Raw genomic sequence first — 15,556 nt, forward strand, 5'->3', positions numbered from 1 at the left:
GCGGTCAGGTATCGATGTGCAGGCCGGCCGTGTCGGGCCGCTGGCCGCTGTTCAGCCGGATGCGCAGCGAGAGGTCGGTGCGCGAGTCGGCGTGCTCCACCGCCTGCTCGGCCGTGAGTTCGCCCTGGGTGTACAGGTCGTAGAGCGACTGGTCGAAGGTGCGCATGCCCTGCTCGTTGCTCTTGGCCATCACATCCTTGATGTCGTCCACCTGCCCCTTCTGGATCAGGTCGGAGACATAGGGCGACAGCAGCATCACTTCCACCGCGGGCACCAGCTTGCCCTGCACGCCGCGGATCAGGCGCTGGCCCACCACGCCCTTGAGGTTGAGCGACAGGTCCATCAGCACCTGCCGGTGGGCCGCCTCGGGGAAGAAGTTGAGGATGCGCTGGATCGCCTGGTTGGCGTTGTTGGCGTGCAGCGTGGACAGGCACAGGTGACCGGTCTCGGCGTAGGCCAGCGCGTGCTGCATGGTGTTGAGGTCGCGGATCTCGCCGATCATGATCACGTCCGGCGCCTCGCGCATGGCGTGCCGCAGGGCCTCGTCGAAGGACTTGGTGTCCAGACCGACTTCGCGCTGGTCGACGATGGACTTGCCATGGCTGTGCTCGAACTCCATCGGGTCTTCGACGGTCAGGATGTGGCCGGCCGCATTCTGGTTGCGGTGGTCGATCAGCGATGCCAGCGTGGTCGACTTGCCCGATCCTGCGGCACCCACGATCAGCACCAGCCCGCGCTTGAGCATGGACAGGCGGCTGATCGACGCCGGCAGTTTGAGTGTCTCCAGCGAGGGAATGCGGGCGTTGACGTGCCGCACCACCACGGCCACCTCGCCGCGCTGGCGGAACACATTGATCCGGAAGCGGCCCAGGCCGTTGATGGCGACGGCCAGATCGCACTCCAGTGTGGCCTCGAACTCGCGGATCTGCGACTCGCGCATCGCGGAGTACGCCAGCCGCTTGATGCGCTCCGGGTTCAGGGGGTCTTCCTGCAGGCGCCGCATGACGCCATGCACCTTGAGGGCGGGCGGGGTGCCGGCCGAGAGAAACAGGTCGGACGCCCCGTGCGTGACCATGGCCGACAGGTAGTGGCTGAGGTCGTCTTCGGGCGAAGGGAAGAGGGGGTCCATGGTCAGGAAAAAGACGGCTTTTTATCCATATCGGCCGCCGGTGCCCTGTCTTGACCACTTCTGATCTGTGTCAGTTCCCTTCCAGCCGGACCGGGGCACACTGGTGCGCATCCACACCATGAGCAAGCGTTTTCCCGCCAACCCGCCCCATCCCGAGCGCAACTGCTGGGGCTGCGACCGCTATTGCGCGGCGAACAGCATGCTGTGTGGCAATGGCTCGGAGCGCACCCAGCACCCGGCCGAGCTGTTCGGGCCGGATTGGGCGGCGTGGGAGGCGCCCACCGAAGCGGAGGCCGGAGCCCCGCTCAGCGGGGTTGAAGAATCGCCATCGTGATGCGCGAGACGCAGGTCAGCTCGCCGGCGTCGTTCTTCAGTTCGATCTGCCAGACCTGGGTCGTGCGGCCGATGTGCACCGGCCGCGCGGTGCCCGTCACCCAGCCGCTGGTGGCGCCCTTGAGGTGGTTGGCGTTGATGTCCAGGCCCACCGCGCGGTAGCCCTCCGGCACGCTGAACGCGGCGCCGCAGGAACCCAGCGTTTCCGCCAGCACCACGCTGACGCCGCCGTGGAACAGGCCGTAGGGCTGGATGGTCCGTCGGTCGACCGGCAGGCGGGCGGTGATGAAATCGTCGCCCACCTCCAGGAATTCCATGCCCAGATGCTCGTTGGCCGTGCCGCGGCTGACGGCGGTGAGGATCTCGCAGGAGATGGGTTGCTTCCACACACGTGCCATGGTTCAGGCCTTCTTTCGTCCGATCAGCGCCCACAGCAGGATGGCGCCGAAGGTGGCGGTACCGATGCCGCCCAGTGCGAAGCCGCCGAACTTCAGCGTGTAGTCGCCCGTGCCCAGCACCAGGGTGATGGCCGCGACCAGCAGGTTGCGGTTGTCCGAGAAGTCGACCTTGTTGTCGACCCAGATCTTGGCGCCGGCGATCGCGATCAGGCCGAACACCACGATGGACACGCCGCCCATCACGGCCAGCGGAATCGCCTGGATCAGGGCGCCGAACTTGGGACTGAAACCGAGCAGGATGGCCATCAGGCCGGCCACCAGGAACACGGCGGTCGAGTAGATCTTGGTCGCGGCCATGACGCCGATGTTCTCGGCGTAGGTGGTCACGCCGGTGCCGCCGGCGCTGCCGGCCACCATGGTGGCGACGCCGTCGCCGATGAAGGCGCGGCCCATGTACTGGTCCAGGTTCTTGCCGGTCATGGCGGTCACGGCCTTGATGTGGCCCAGGTTCTCGGCCACCAGGATGATGGCCACCGGCGCGATCAGCAGCATGGCGTTGGCGCTGAACACCGGCGCGCTGAAGTTGGGCATGCCGAACCAGGCGGCGCTGGCGATGCCGCTCAGATCGAGCGGCTTGCCCAGGCCCAGGCCGTTGGTGAGCACGGCGTAGACGACGCTGGCGACGATCAGGCCGACCAGGATCAGCAGGCGCTGCACCATGCCGCTGCTGAACACGGCCACCAGCGCGACGCAGACGAAGGTGATGCCCTGCATCCACTTGTCGAAGTCGGTCGGGGCCATGTTCTTGATCGGGATGCCGGCCAGGTTCAGGCCGATCACGGCCACCACCGCGCCGGTGACCACCGGGGGCATGAAGCGCTCGATCCAGCCGGTGCCTATGGCCTGCACCACCACGCCGATCAGGGTGTAGAGCAGACCGCAGGCAATGATGCCCCCCAGCGCCACACCGATGTTGGCGTTGGGGCCGGAGCCGGCGTAGCCGGTGGCGGCGATGACAACGCCGATGAAGGCGAAGCTCGACCCCAGGTAGCTGGGCACCTTGCCGCCGGTGATGAGGAAGAAGATCAGGGTGCCAATGCCGCTCATCAGGATGGCGACGTTCGGGTCGAAGCCCATGAGGATGGGGGCGAGCACCGTGGCGCCGAACATGGCGATCAGGTGCTGCACGCCCATCACGCCCGTCTGCGGCCAGGGCAGGCGTTCATCGGGGCCGATGACGCCGCCGTTGGCGAGGGTGGTGGGGGATTTTTCGGTCCAGCTGAGCAGGCCCATGGTTTCTCCTTCTCGTGTTGTGATGGGCCGGGATTCTGCGCGCAAATCGGCCGGCGCACCCATCCGGTGGGGGACAGGCGGGCCGGGCCGCCGCTCAGCCGCCGATGGCCGGCAGCACCTCGCCCCGGCATTCGCCGAAGCCGATGCGCGCCGCGCCGGGCTTCTCGCACCAGCCGCGCAGCACCACGGTGTCGCCGTCCTCGAGGAAGGTGCGCGTCTCGCCCGTGGCGGCCAGGGGAATCTGCCGGGTGCCGCCCAGCGAGAGTTCCACGATGGCACCCGCTTCCTCGTAGGTCGGGCCGGAGATGGTGCCGGTGCCCAGCAGGTCGCCGGGCTGCAGGTTGCAGCCGTTGTTGGCGTGCTGCGTCAGCATCTGTGCGATGGTCCAGTACTGGTGGCGGAAGCTCGTGGCCGACAGCCGGTCGGGCGCCACGCTCTTGGCGCGGTGCTGCGCCGATTCCAGCAGCACCTCCAGCTGCACGTCCACACCGCCCTGCGCGCTGTTGGCGGCGCTGTCCAGGTAGGGCAGGGGCTGGGGCTCGTCGGCCGGGTGGGCGAAGGGCACGCGGTAGGGCGCCAGCGCCTCCATGGTCACGATCCAGGGCGAGACGCTGGTGCAGAAGTTCTTGCCCAAGAAGGGGCCGAGCGGCGCCATTTCCCAGAACTGGTGGTCGCGCGCCGACCAGTCGTTGAGCAGGCACATGCCGAAGATGTGCTGCTCGGCCTCGCCGATCGGAATGGGCTGGCCCAGGGCGTTGCCGGGGCCGACGTAGAAGCCCATTTCCAGCTCGTAGTCGAGCCGGCGGCAGGGGCCGTACACCGGCGCCGACGCGCCCGGGGCCATGGCCTGGCCGTGCGGGCGGTGGAAGGGCGTGCCGCTGATCACCACGCTGGACGCCCGGCCGTGGTAGGCGATGGGAATCCACTGGAAGTTGGGCGTGAGCGGGTCGTCGGGCCGGATCACACGGCCCACGTTGCGCGCGTGGTGGATCGAGGTGTAGAAGTCGGTGTAGTCGCCGATGCGCGTGGGCACGCTGTGCTCCACGGCGCTTTGCGGCACCAGGCAGGCGTGCAGGGCGCTCACCACGGTGGCGTCGGCGTCGTGGCGCAGCGCCGCAAACAGCGCGTGGCGCAGCGCGCGCCAGGCGGCTGGTCCCGTGGCCAGCAGGTCGTTGAGCGCGGGCTGTGCCGCGGCCCGGGCCGCGTCGGCGGCCAGGCCGTCCAGCACGCCAGACGCCGACACCGCCGCCAGGTCGATCACCTGGTCGCCGATGGCCACGCCACCGCGGAAGGGCTCGTCCGTGCCTCGGCGGCGGAACACGCCGAAGGGAAGGTTCTGGATCGGGAAGTCGCAGCCCGGCTCGTTGGCCGAGGCCAGCCAGCTGCGGGCAGAGGCGTCGTGGGTGTGGTTCAGTTCCATGGCGGACTCCGTTCAGGCCGAGGGCATCAGGGCGTCGTCGAAGATCGCGACCGCACGTGTCCAGCCGGCCGAGGCGCCGCGGATCTTGTGCGGGAAGCAGGAGATGTAGAAGCCGGTCGGCGGCAGGGCTTCGAGGTTGTGCAGCTTCTCCAGGTGGCAGTAGCCGATGTCGCGGCCGGCCTTGTGGCCTTCCCAGATCAGGCTGGCGTCCTTCGATTCGGCGTACTTCTGCGCGGTGTAGACGAAGGGCGCGTCCCAGCTCCAGGCGTCGGTGCCGGTCAGGCGAACGCCGCGTTCGAGCAGGTACATGGTGGCGTCGTAGCCCATGCCGCAGCCGGCGCTGACGAAGTCGTTGTGGCCGTAGCGGCTGCCGGCGCGGGTGTTGACCACCACGATCTCCAGCGGGCTCAGCGTGTGGCCGATGCGCGCCAGCTCGGCCTCGACGTCGGCGGCGGTGACCACGTAGCCGTCGGCGAAGTGGCGGAAGTCCAGCTTCACGCCGGGCTGGAAGCACCACTCCAGCGGCACCTCGTCGATGGTCCAGGCCTTCTTCTTCTCGCCCAGCGCCTTGTCCATGGTGCTGTGGAAGTGGTAGGGCGCGTCCAGGTGGGTGCCGTTGTGGGTCGAGAGCTGGATCATCTCCACCGCCCACACGTCGCCGTCGGGCAGGTCTTCCTGCTTGAGGCCGGGGAAGAACGGCGCCATCTGCTCGAACGAGTTCTTGTGGTCGAAGTACTGGATCTTGGGCGCGAAGGCCGGCGGGTCGGAGATGACGTCGTTTTCCAGGTAGATCGAGAGGTCGACGAATCGGCGGGTCATGGGGTGCTCCTTGGGTTTCTGTGTGGGGGTGCGCTCAGGTGCTCACTTGAGCAGCACCAGACTCAGCGACGGGAAGGCCATCAGCAGCAGCAGCACGCCCACCATGATCAGCGTGAACGGTCCGGTGCCGCGGAAGATGTCACCCAGCGTGATGCGCGGGTCGTTCAGCGAGCTCTTGACCACGTAGGCCGAGAGCCCGAACGGTGGCGTGAGCAGGCCGATCTCCACCGCCACCACGGTGACCACGCCGAACCAGATCAGGTCCATGCCGAACTGCTCGGCGATGGGCAGCATCAGCGGCAGCACGATCAGCAGGATCGAGGACGAGTCGATCACCGTGCCCAGCAGGACGATGATGAACACATAGACCAGCATGAAGGCGAACGGGCCGAAGCCGGCGTGGCTGATCAGCTCCATCAGGAACTGCGGCATGCCCGACATGGCCAGCATGCGGGTGTAGATGCTGGCGCAGATGATGAGGAAGCTGACCGCCACCGTGACGTGGCCGGTTTCGGTCAGCACCTCCCAGAACGCCCTGGCCGTGAGCTTGCGCCGCAGCACCGCGATCAGCAGCGCCAGCGCCGCGCCCACCGCGCCGGCCTCGGTGGCGGTGAACAGGCCGCCGTACAGGCCGCCCAGCACGCCACCGATCATCAGCACAATGGGCACCAGCTTGATCACCATGGTCAGCGGGCTCATGTCCGGCCCGTCAGGCACCGGCATCTCGCCGCCCGCGTAGACCATCGAGGGCTTGAAATACGCCGCCAGCACGATGCCGATGGCGAACGCCGCGGCCAGCAGCAGGCCGGGCACGATGCCGGCGGTGAACAGGTCGCCCACCGACTGATTGGCCAGGAAGCCGTAGAGGATCATCAGCAGGCTGGGCGGGATCAGCATGCCCAGCACCGAGGAACCGGCCACCACGCCCACGGCGAACCTGGGCTGGTAGCCGAAGCGCATCATCTGCGGCACGGCCACGCGGGTGAACACCGCGGCAGACGCGATGGAGATGCCGGTGATGGCGGCGAACACTGCGTTGGACGCGACGGTGGCCACGCCCAGGCCGCCGCGCAGGCGGCGGAACAGCTGGTTGGCGACCTCGAAGGCGTCCTTGCCGATGTCGGCCCGCGCCACCAGGAAGCCGGTCAGCACGAACAGCGGCACCACGCCGAAGATGTGGCTGGCGATGGCGTCGCTCGACGCCTGGGCCAGCAGGTTGGCCGCCACGCCGATGTCGTCGCGGATGATCCAGACCCCGACGAAGGACACCAGGCCCAGCACCACGGCCACGTGCAGGCCGCCCCAGATCAGCAGCAGCATCAGCACCAGCGAGAGCACGGCGACGGTGGTGGCGCTCATGGGCGATCCTCCCGCCCGGCCGCCAGACGTTGCCCGCGCTGCAGGTCGAGCACGGCCAGCAGCACAAAGGTCAGCGCCGTCATGGCCAGCCCGATCAGCATCATCAGCCGCACCGGCCAGACCGGCGCCATGAAATCGCCCAGCGCCCCCACGTACTCGCGCGAGGCGATGGACTCGATCAGCGAGGGCCAGGCGGCCCAGAGAATCACGGCCATCAGCAGCGCCCCCAGCCCGTGGTACAGCGCCTGCAGCCGCGCGGCCAGCACCGGCCGCTCGCGCTTGAGCCGGTCCAGCAGCATGTCGGCGCGGGTGAAGCGGCCGCAGCGCAGGGTGTCGGCCAGCTGCAGGAACACGATGCCCACGATGGACAGCGACACCAGCTCGGTCACGCCGCGCACCGGCGCGTCAAAGCCGGTGCGCCCGACGATGTCGGTGTTGATCAGCAGCATCAGGCCGATGATGAGCAGCGTGCCCAGGGCGTTGAGCGCCTGGGTGATCCGGTGCAGCCCGAAGGGCAGGGGCAGGTTGTAGGCATCCTGCGGAGGGTGGCTCATGGGGTCTCCGGGCAGGGGCTTACTTGACCGACCAGTCGCGTGGCAACTGGGCACCGCTCTTCTTCAGGCCTTCCATGTAGGCCTTGAGGATCTCGGTGCCCGGCACGCCCTTGCCCTGCAGGTCGGTGGCCCAGGTCTGCGCCACGTTGGGAATGGTGTCGGCCCAGCGCTGGCGCTCGGCGGCCGGCAGCTCGCTGACGGTGGCGCCGGCAGCGGCCATCTTCTGCAGCAGCGCGTCGGCGGTGGAGCGCTGAGCCTCGGCGAAACGCTTGTCATACTCGAGACCGACGTCGCGGAACACCTGCTGCACCTCGGGCGGCAGCGCGTCGAAGCGGCGCTTGTTCATCACGATGGCGCCCGCGTACATGGAACCGAAGTTCACCTTGGTCACATAGGGTGCCACCTCGTGCAGCTTGGCACCCCAGGCGCCGGTGCTGAAGGTGATGGCGCCGTTGGACACGCCCGACTTGATGTCCTCGTAGTAGGTCGGCAGCGAGCCGGCCACGGCGACCGCGCCGGTGTTCTTGATCCAGTTGGCCGAGGGGCCGGGCGCACTGATCTTCTTGCCCTTGAGGTCGTCGATGGACTTGACCGGGAAGTTGGTCCAGAGGTGGTAGGTGTCCAGCGCGGTGCCGCCCAGGTAGACCAGGCCGCTCTTGGTCCACGTGTCGCCCATGGCCGGGATCTTCTTCTGCATGTCGGCCACGATGGTGCCGACCGCGCCCAGGTTGTCGGTGCCGAACGGCGCCACATAGCTCACGTTCTGCATCGGGAACTTGGCCGCTTCGAACAGCGTGCCGACGAAGCCGAAGTCGGCCACGCCATCGGAAATGCCCTTGGACTCGCTGCCGATCTTGATCAGCGTGCCGCCCCAGGCCTTGGTCCATTCCACCTTGTGCTTGCCGCCGGCCGCGGCCAGGCGCTTGTCCACCTCGGGGATGTAGAACTCGTCCAGCAGCTTGACCCACAGGAACACCGGCGGGTGGCCGCCCGCGGCGGTGAGCTTGATGGTCTGCTGCGCGTGCGCGCTGTGCAGGCCACCGAGGGTGAGGGCGGAGGCCAGCAAGGTGGCCTGGAAGATGCGACGTTTCATGTGTGTCTCCTACGGGATGGGGGGCGGTTTTTGGGGGGGGCTGGGACAGGGGGAGCGGGCAGGGCGGCGCGCAGGCCGCCCACGATGAATCGCACGAGCCGGTCGGCGGCCGCCGGGTCTCCGGCCAGGCTCTGCCCTTGCGACAGGCGGTGCACCCGGTCATCGACCAGGTGGTGCAACAAGGCGCCGAGCGCGAACTGGTAGGCCCAGGCCACGTCGGCCAGGCTGGCGGTTTGAAAGACGGTGCGCAGGGCCTCGATGAAACGGTGAGCCAGCGGGTCGAAGAACTCGCGCAACACGCGGTCGGCCTCCTCGCTGCCATAGGCCAGCTCGCGCCCCACCAGCTGGGCGTAATAAAAACCCTCTTCGCTGTGCCGCAGGCGGATCACCGGCCTCACGAAGGCTTCGATGATGCGGTTCAGCGTGTCGGGGTCGCCCGGGTCGCCCGAGGCGGCGTCCAGTGCGGTCAGGCGCTCTTCGATGGTCTGGTTCCAGTGCGCGAAGATGGCGTGGAACAGTTCGTGTTTGGGGCCGTAGTAGTAGCCCACCAGCGCGAGCGGGACGCCCGCCTCCTCGGCGATCTGGCGGATCGTCACGCCGTGGTAACCGTGTTGCGCAAACAGCTTTTCTGCCGCCAGCAGGATGGCGTGCTGGCGGTCAGGCCTGGCCGCCCCGCGCGTCGTCGCGGGTTTGGAGCGGGCGGGGGTGGATCCGGTGACCATGGAGCGGTATTGAACGTTTGTACAAAAATATTGAACATCCGTACAAACCCTTGCGCACGCCGAGCTGACAACTGCGCGATAGGTGCCGCCGCCCACCCGCTGCTACCCTGCGCCGCAGGAGACAACAAATGGCCACGACACCGCCCCCGTACCTTCCCCAGATCCGCCTCTTCCGGGACTGGCTGGCCCGCGAGCGCGGCCTGCGCTTTGACAGCTACGACGCGCTCTGGCGCTGGTCCACCACCGAGCTGGACGCCTTCTGGCAGAGCATCTGGGACTACTTCGACCTGCGCTCGCCCACGCCGCACACGGCCGTGCTGGAGCGCAATGTGATGCCCGGTGCGCGCTGGTTCCCGGGCGCGCAGTTCAACTACGCGCAGCAGGTGTTCCGCCATGTCGACGCCGCGCACGCGGCGGGTTTTCCGGCGGTGATCTCCGACAACGAAAAAGGCCTGCGGCGCGAACTCGGCTGGCCCGAGCTGCGGCGCCAGGTCGCCTCGCTCGCGCTGCACCTGCAGGACCAGGGCGTGATGCCCGGCGACCGCGTGGCCGCCTACCTGCCCAACATCCCCGAGACCATGGTCGCCTTCCTGGCGGTGGTCAGCATCGGCGGCGTGTGGAGCGTGTGCGCGCCCGACATGGGGACCAACGCCGTGCTCGACCGCTTCAAGCAGATCGAGCCTGTGGCGCTGATCGCCTGCGACGGCGTGAGCTACGGCGGCAAGGACCACGACCGCCTGGCCGTGGTGGCCGAGCTGCGCGCCGCGCTGCCGACCGTGCGCCACGTGATCCTGCACACCAACCTGGCGCAGGAGCCGGCCGAGGTGGACCACGCACTGGAGACGGCGCAACCTTGTGCCGACTTCCACACCGCCACCGCGCGCGGCGACGCGGCGGTGGCCGCCTTCGAGCCGCTGTGGCTGCCCTTCGACCACCCGCTGTGGATCGTCTACAGCAGCGGCACCACGGGCCTGCCCAAACCCATCGTGCACGGCCACGGCGGCACCGTCATCGTGGCCATGGCGCTCAAGACCCTGCACAACGACGTGGGCTGCAGCTACGCGCCCAACAGCTTCGGCGAGCGTTACCACTGGTACAGCTCCACCGGCTGGGTGATGTGGAACGCGCAGGTCAGCGGCCTGCTCGCCGGCACCACCTGCGTCATCTACGACGGCAACCCCGGCGGCTCGAAAGACCGGCCCGACTGGACCGTGCTCTGGCGCTTCGCCGCGCGCGAAGGCGTGACCTTCTTTGGCGCCGGTGCGGCGTTTTTTGCGAACTGCCACAAGGCGGGCGTGGACCTCGCGCAGTGCGGCGACCTGTCTTCGATACGGGCCCTGGGCTCCACCGGCTCGCCGCTGTCGGAAGACGCGCAGCGCTGGGGCACAGCGCAGTTCGCCGCCATCGCGAAGACCGATGCACAGAAGGACATCTGGTGGTGCAACATCTCCGGCGGCACCGACTTCGCGGGCGCCTTCATCGGCGGCAATCGCGAACTGCCGCAGACCCCCGGCCGCATGCAGTGCCGCCTGCTGGGTTGCGCGGTCGAGTCCTGGGACGAACAGGGCCGGCCGGTGACCGACGCCGTGGGCGAACTGGTCTGCGCGCAACCCATCCCGTCCATGCCGCTGTACTTCGTCGGCGACACCGACCACCAGCGCCTGATCGGCAGCTACTTCGACACCTTCCCTCCTGGTCATGGGCGCAAGCCCGGTGGCGGCGATCTTGGAAAAGAGGCCGGCGCCGTCTGGCGCCACGGCGACTGGCTGCGCATCTTCCCCGACGGTTCCTGCGTCATCTATGGCCGCTCCGACGCCACCATCAACCGCCACGGCCTGCGCATGGGCACCAGCGAGCTCTACAGTGCCGTCGAGGCCCTGCCCGAGGTGCTGGACTCCATGGTGGTGGACCTGGAGTACCTGGGCCGCGAGAGCTTCATGCCGCTGTTCGTGGTGCTGCGCCCCGGGCTCACGCTGGACGAGGCGCTCAACGCGAAGATCGCTGGCGCCATCCGCACCGTGCTCTCGCCGCGCTTCGTGCCCGACCAGATCCTGCAGGTCGCCGAGATTCCGCGCACCCTCTCGGGCAAGAAGCAGGAGCTGCCGATCAAGAAGCTGCTGCTCGGCCAGCCACTGGAGAAAGTGATCAACCGCGAGGCCATGGCCAACCCGGGCTGCCTGGACTGGTACGTGGCCTACGCCCGCCAGCGGGCCGGCGCCACCCCCGCCTGAAGCCCCGCCGTGTACATGGTGAAACGCTTGGTTACTGGTCAAGCCGCCCGCTTTGTTGAACACTTTCGGGTGATCGCACTGCGCATGACCCATTCCGGCGCGCAGCCACCGATCAGATCGGAGGACGCAGATGAACCGCGGCATTTCTCCTGTACAGCCCGAGGGCCTGGTTGCGCCTCTGGACATCGACATCGACATCCTGGACCACGCGCTGATGGACCTCCTGACCAGCGACTGGCAGACCCTGGACGACGGTGCTCCCCAAGACACGGCCCTGGCCACTCCAGAGCACGTCCCCACCGCGCCCGACACCTTGAGGTGAGGGTGCCTGCAGGGGTGCGGGGTCTGGCGTAGCATGCCGGACCTCACCCACCACCCGCCTGCAAGTCCATGCCCATCACCCTCTCGTCCGTCAGCCTGCCCGTCTTCCAGACCGCCCTGTCCAACCTGCTGCACTGCCTGAAAAAGGCAGAGGCCAATGCGGCCGCGCGAAAGTTCGATCCCAACGTGTTCGTCACCATGCGGCTGGCGCCCGACATGCTGCCGTTTGCGGCGCAGATCCGCATCGCCTGCGACGCGGCCAAGAACGGCACCGCGCGCCTGGCCGGCATCGAGGCGCCGAAGTTCGAGGACAACGAAACCACCTTCGCCGAGCTGCAGGCCCGCATCGCCAGAACACTGGACTGGCTGGCCACCGTGCCCGCCGCATCCATCGATGGCCGCGAAGAGGCACAGATCACCTTCCCGGTCGGCCGCGACAAGACCCGCACCATGACCGGCGAGGCGTACCTGAAACACTGGGCGCTGCCCAACCTGTTCTTCCACGTCACCACCGCCTACGCCCTGCTGCGGCACGCGGGGGTGGATGTGGGCAAGACGGACTACCTGGCGGGGGCGCAGGCGGGCGCCTGAACCCGGTTCCCCGTGGGCGCCGGACTCCTCCGCCGAAGGGCATGACCGCTTCCCGGTTCGACGACCTGCTGCACCGCGTCCATGCGTGCAGCGTCTGCGCCGAGCACCTGCCCCATGGGCCGCGCCCGGTGCTCCAGGCGCACCCCTCGGCGCGGCTGCTGATTGCCGGGCAGGCGCCTGGCCGCAAGGTGCACGCCAGTGGGGTGCCGTTCGACGACGCCAGCGGCGAACGCCTGCGCGACTGGGTGGGCGTGTCGCGCGCGATCTTCTACGACCGGCACCAGGTCGCCATTCTTCCGATGGGCTTCTGCTACCCAGGCGCCGGACGCGCGGGCGACCTGCCGCCGCGCCCGGAATGCGCGCCCACCTGGCGCGCGGCGCTGCTCGCGGGCATGCCGCACATCCGCCTCACCCTGGTCATCGGGCAATACGCCCTGGCGCATCATCTGCCGGCAGACCCCCGTGCCCTCACCGATGTGGTGAAGGCCTGGCGCGATCTGCCCCCCGCGCTCATGGTGCTGCCCCACCCCAGTCCGCGCAACAACCCCTGGCTCAAGAAGCACCCGTGGTTCGAAACGGAATGCGTTCCGCAGCTGCGCCAGCGGGTGGCGGCGGCACTCTCGATGTGAGTGTATGAAGCACATTCTCAAGGCCGGGAAGGCGACGATCGAGCGGCTGGGGCTGGCGGCGGGATGCCCGGTGCAGTCCGTCACCTTCTGCTGTTTTTCAGCGGCCGACCTGGCGGTTTACCAGGCGGCACTGGCCTGAGCTGCCGCCCCATGTCCCGCTTCGCCGTCCTTCTCCGTGGTGTCAACGTCGGCAAGGCCAACCGCGTGCCGATGGCCGAGTTCCGGGCCATGCTCGAAGCGCTGGGTCACACCGAGGTGAAGACGCTGCTCAACAGCGGCAACGCGGTGTTCACGTCGACCCGCCGCAGCGCGGACAAGCTGGCCGACGAAATCGGTGCCGGCCTTGCGGAGCGCTTCGGCGTCACCACGCCCGTGATCGTCAAGTCGGCCAGCGAGCTCCAGGCGATCGTGAACGGCAACCCCATCGTTCCCCCTGAAGCGGAACACGCGCGCTTCCTCGTAGCCTTCGCGATGGGGCCGGACCGGCTGACGGCACTGGAGGACCTGCGGCCCCTGCTGCTCCCGGGCGAACGCCTCGCCATCACCGCGCACGCCGCCTACCTGCACTGCGCGAATGGCCTGCTGGAGAGCCAGGCCGGGGAGGCGCTGCTGGGCAAGGTGGGCAAGGGCGTCACCAGCCGCAACTGGGGCACGACGCTCAAGCTGGCCGCGCTGGTTTGACGCCAGAATGCGGCGATCCCACCCAACACCGCCGCCCATGCTTCCATTCACTGTTGAACGCATCGATCACGTCGTGTTCCGCGTGCGGGACCTCGCCGCCAGCGTGGCGTTCTACGGGCGCGTGCTGGGCTGCCACCTTGTGCGCGAGCGGCCCGACCTCGGGCTCATGCACCTTCGGGCGGGCGCGTCCATGGTGGACCTCGTGTCCATCGACGGCCGGCTGGGCCGGGTGGGCGGGGAAGGGCCGAAGGCGGAAGGACGCAACGTCGACCACCTCTGCCTGCGGGTGGAGCCCTTCGACGAGCAGCGCATCGTGGCGCACCTCGCTGAGCACGGCGTCGTTCCCAAAGGTCCGGCGAGCACCAACTTCGGCGCAGAGGGGGAAGGGCTCTCCCTGTACTTGTGCGATCCGGACGGCAACGTCATCGAACTCAAAGGGCCGGCCCATGGCGTCGACGGGTGATGTATGAAACAAATACAATCCGTATATGTTTCATATGGAGTCCACACATGGGCATCGTCAAGATTTCCGACCAGATGCATGAGAACCTGCGGGTCGCCGGCACGGCGCTGAGCCGGTCCATCAACGCGCAGGCCGAGCACTGGATGCGCGTCGGCATGCTCACCGAGATGCATCCCGACCTCGACTACCGCGCCATCTGCCAGCTGCTGATCCAGGCCGAACTCAACGGCGGGCTGGACCTCACCAACGCCGCCACCCTCGGCACGGCCGCGTCACCCAAGACCGCCGCTGCAGTCGCCACCAAAGGCCGCCACTGATGGCGCGCGGCGTCCCCATCCGCAGCGCCGACGAACTGGTCATGGCGCGGCGCGCCGCCCAGCTGGCGGCCGAGGTGCTGGACATGATCGGGCCGCACGTCGTGCCCGGCGTCAGCACCGACGCGCTCGACCGCCTCTGCCACGACCACATCGTGAACGTGCAGGGCGCCATCCCCGCCAACCTCGGTTACCACGGCTACCCCAAGACCATCCTCACCTCGGTCAACCACGTGGTCTGCCACGGCATTCCCGCGCCCGACAAGATCCTCAAGGCCGGCGACATCGTCAACATCGACGTGGCCGTGCTCAAGGACGGCTGGTTCGGCGACACCAGCCGCATGTTCTGCGTCGGCACGCCCAGCACCCTGGCGCGGCGGCTGGTGGACACCACCTACGAAGCCCTGCTGGCCGGCATCCGGCAGGTGCGGCCCGGCGCCACGCTCGGCGACGTGGGCCACGCCATCCAGAGCGTCGCGCACCGCGAGCACTTCAGCGTGGTGCGCGAGTACTGCGGCCACGGCATCGGCCAGATCTACCACGACGAACCCAACGTGCTGCACTACGGCCAGCGCGGCCAGGGCCTGCGGCTGGAAGCCGGCATGGTCTTCACCATCGAACCCATGCTCAACGCCGGCAAACGCGAGACCCGCCAACTGGCCGACGGCTGGACGGTGGTGACCAAGGACCGCTCGCTCTCGGCGCAGTGGGAGCACATGGTGGCGGTGACGGAGCAGGGGTTTGAGGTGCTGACGGCGTGGCCGGGCGGGACGGGGGCTTATCCGTCGGGGTGATGGAGTGCTGGGTTTACAGATTCCGTTAAACGGGCCGTGGCGGCTCTGTTGACGCTATACAGCCTTGATATAAAAGAGCTCTTACGAAAGGGGGACGGCTTTGCTTATCGGCAACGACCCGGGTTAGGCCCCACAGTTCATGACGTCTGACCACATCTCTTATCTCGCGCTGCTTGCATCTGTTGTCTCGCTCGTTATCTCGTTCCTCACGCTCTTCCGAGATCGACACGTTGTCAAAGTCCGAGCAGTTCCTATCAAAGAAGCCAGCGGCTTGGTGCTGTTAAGCGTCACGGTCTCTAACGCAGGGAAGCGTCCCATCGGAATTACGCATGTCTTGCTTAAGCCAAATGACCACCCTGGCCTGTACGTTGACTTTGCGCCTGCAGGCCATAACAAAGTGGACGTAGGCGAA

The 15,556-nt window shown here is 67.9% G+C and carries 19 protein-coding genes; 10 read left to right on the forward strand and 9 right to left on the reverse strand.

What is annotated here, in order from left to right; genetic code table 11:
- Positions 1–4 precede the first annotated feature (4 nt).
- Positions 5–1,129 carry a PilT/PilU family type 4a pilus ATPase gene (locus HPS01S_RS05645; protein WP_066152224.1) on the reverse strand — a complete coding sequence of 375 codons (1,125 nt, stop codon included), beginning with the start codon at positions 1,127–1,129 and terminating at the stop codon, positions 5–7.
- Positions 1,130–1,247: 118 nt separating this feature from the next.
- On the opposite strand from HPS01S_RS05645, the gene HPS01S_RS21455 reads away from it, so the two are divergent.
- A complete protein-coding gene (locus HPS01S_RS21455) occupies positions 1,248–1,463 on the forward strand; it encodes a DUF3079 domain-containing protein (RefSeq protein ID WP_079366563.1) in 216 nt (71 codons plus the stop codon).
- On the opposite strand, the gene HPS01S_RS05650 is transcribed toward HPS01S_RS21455, so the two are convergent.
- The 8 genes from HPS01S_RS05650 to HPS01S_RS05685 form a co-directional block, all read right to left on the reverse strand.
- Positions 1,435–1,860: a hotdog fold thioesterase gene (locus HPS01S_RS05650; protein WP_066152227.1), complete on the reverse strand. Its 426-nt coding sequence runs from the start codon at positions 1,858–1,860 to the stop codon at positions 1,435–1,437. The genes HPS01S_RS21455 and HPS01S_RS05650 overlap by 29 nt on opposite strands.
- A gap of 3 nt (positions 1,861–1,863) precedes the next feature.
- On the reverse strand, positions 1,864–3,153 hold the full coding sequence (locus HPS01S_RS05655; RefSeq protein ID WP_066152230.1) for a solute carrier family 23 protein: 1,290 nt from the start codon (positions 3,151–3,153) through the stop codon (positions 1,864–1,866).
- A 94-nt stretch (positions 3,154–3,247) separates the two neighbouring features.
- Positions 3,248–4,573 (reverse strand): fumarylacetoacetase, encoded by a 1,326-nt coding sequence (gene fahA / locus HPS01S_RS05660; RefSeq protein WP_066152233.1) that lies wholly within the window; start codon positions 4,571–4,573, stop codon positions 3,248–3,250.
- A 12-nt stretch (positions 4,574–4,585) separates the two neighbouring features.
- The gene (locus HPS01S_RS05665) at positions 4,586–5,392 is read right to left on the reverse strand and encodes a cyclase family protein (protein ID WP_066152237.1); all 807 of its coding nucleotides are present in this window, start codon (positions 5,390–5,392) and stop codon (positions 4,586–4,588) included.
- Between the two features lie 42 nt (positions 5,393–5,434).
- On the reverse strand, positions 5,435–6,751 hold the full coding sequence (locus tag HPS01S_RS05670; RefSeq protein WP_066152242.1) for a TRAP transporter large permease: 1,317 nt from the start codon (positions 6,749–6,751) through the stop codon (positions 5,435–5,437).
- Positions 6,748–7,305 (reverse strand): TRAP transporter small permease subunit, encoded by a 558-nt coding sequence (locus HPS01S_RS05675; protein WP_066152245.1) that lies wholly within the window; start codon positions 7,303–7,305, stop codon positions 6,748–6,750. The genes HPS01S_RS05670 and HPS01S_RS05675 overlap by 4 nt, the downstream gene beginning before the upstream one ends.
- A gap of 19 nt (positions 7,306–7,324) precedes the next feature.
- Entirely contained in the window at positions 7,325–8,398 is a 1,074-nt protein-coding gene (locus HPS01S_RS05680) for a C4-dicarboxylate TRAP transporter substrate-binding protein (RefSeq protein ID WP_066152248.1), read from the reverse strand.
- Positions 8,395–9,120, reverse strand: a complete 726-nt coding sequence (locus HPS01S_RS05685) for a TetR/AcrR family transcriptional regulator (RefSeq protein ID WP_066152251.1) — start codon at positions 9,118–9,120, stop codon at positions 8,395–8,397. The genes HPS01S_RS05680 and HPS01S_RS05685 overlap by 4 nt, the downstream gene beginning before the upstream one ends.
- A gap of 128 nt (positions 9,121–9,248) precedes the next feature.
- Here HPS01S_RS05685 and HPS01S_RS05690 point away from each other — a divergent pair, with 128 nt between their 5' ends.
- The 9 genes from HPS01S_RS05690 (at position 9,249) to map (ending at position 15,144) form a co-directional block, all read left to right on the forward strand.
- A complete protein-coding gene (locus HPS01S_RS05690; protein ID WP_066152253.1) occupies positions 9,249–11,351 on the forward strand; it encodes an acetoacetate--CoA ligase in 2,103 nt (700 codons plus the stop codon).
- A 130-nt stretch (positions 11,352–11,481) separates the two neighbouring features.
- Complete coding sequence (locus HPS01S_RS05695) at positions 11,482–11,673, forward strand: hypothetical protein (protein WP_066152256.1); 192 nt, start codon at positions 11,482–11,484, stop codon at positions 11,671–11,673.
- A 68-nt stretch (positions 11,674–11,741) separates the two neighbouring features.
- Complete coding sequence (locus HPS01S_RS05700; RefSeq protein WP_066152259.1) at positions 11,742–12,263, forward strand: DUF1993 domain-containing protein; 522 nt, start codon at positions 11,742–11,744, stop codon at positions 12,261–12,263.
- 41 nt (positions 12,264–12,304) lie between these two features.
- Entirely contained in the window at positions 12,305–12,892 is a 588-nt protein-coding gene (locus HPS01S_RS05705) for a uracil-DNA glycosylase family protein (RefSeq protein WP_066152264.1), read from the forward strand.
- Positions 12,893–12,896: 4 nt separating this feature from the next.
- Positions 12,897–13,031 carry a hypothetical protein gene (locus HPS01S_RS22145; RefSeq protein ID WP_255284164.1) on the forward strand — a complete coding sequence of 45 codons (135 nt, stop codon included), beginning with the start codon at positions 12,897–12,899 and terminating at the stop codon, positions 13,029–13,031.
- An 11-nt stretch (positions 13,032–13,042) separates the two neighbouring features.
- Entirely contained in the window at positions 13,043–13,573 is a 531-nt protein-coding gene (locus HPS01S_RS05710) for a DUF1697 domain-containing protein (protein ID WP_066152267.1), read from the forward strand.
- A gap of 37 nt (positions 13,574–13,610) precedes the next feature.
- Positions 13,611–14,036 (forward strand): VOC family protein, encoded by a 426-nt coding sequence (locus HPS01S_RS05715; protein WP_066152270.1) that lies wholly within the window; start codon positions 13,611–13,613, stop codon positions 14,034–14,036.
- A 47-nt stretch (positions 14,037–14,083) separates the two neighbouring features.
- Positions 14,084–14,353, forward strand: coding sequence for a ParD-like family protein (locus HPS01S_RS05720; RefSeq protein ID WP_066152273.1), 270 nt, complete (start codon positions 14,084–14,086; stop codon positions 14,351–14,353).
- Positions 14,353–15,144 (forward strand): type I methionyl aminopeptidase, encoded by a 792-nt coding sequence (gene map, locus HPS01S_RS05725; RefSeq protein ID WP_066152276.1) that lies wholly within the window; start codon positions 14,353–14,355, stop codon positions 15,142–15,144. Before HPS01S_RS05720 ends, map begins: the two co-directional genes overlap by 1 nt.
- Positions 15,145–15,556 lie beyond the last annotated feature (412 nt).

Source organism: Hydrogenophaga pseudoflava NBRC 102511 (genome assembly GCF_001592285.1).
Classification (GTDB): Bacteria; Pseudomonadota; Gammaproteobacteria; order Burkholderiales; family Burkholderiaceae_C; genus Hydrogenophaga; species Hydrogenophaga pseudoflava.